Consider the following 362-nt stretch of genomic DNA (forward strand, 5'->3'; position numbering starts at 1 on the left):
TCGCTAGAGGCTTTTCTCGGCAGCATAGGATCACTGAATTCACCACAACGGCTACGCATCACCTCTCAGGCTACATGTTGTGCGGATTTGCCTACACAACGCCCTACAGGCTTACACCAGGTATTCCATCACCTGGCCCAGCTACCTTCCTGCGTCACCCCATCGCTTGACTACTACAGCCAGGGTCTCGTGCAGCAATTCTCCCTCTCACCCGAAGGCTCGATAAGAAAACATTTGGACGATTAGCACAACTGATTCGCCATTGGGCGCGGATACACGGGTACGGGAATATCAACCCGTTGTCCATCGACTACGCCTGTCGGCCTCGCCTTAGGTCCCGACTCACCCTGGGCGGATTAACC

The 362-nt window shown here is 55.0% G+C and carries 1 rRNA gene; it reads right to left on the minus strand.

Annotation, left to right across the window (positions count from 1 at the left end):
* Positions 1–362, minus strand: a 23S ribosomal RNA gene (locus ADL29_RS11095); the annotation flags it as partial.

This window comes from Streptomyces chattanoogensis, assembly GCF_001294335.1.
In the GTDB taxonomy this organism is placed as follows: domain Bacteria; phylum Actinomycetota; class Actinomycetes; order Streptomycetales; family Streptomycetaceae; genus Streptomyces; species Streptomyces chattanoogensis.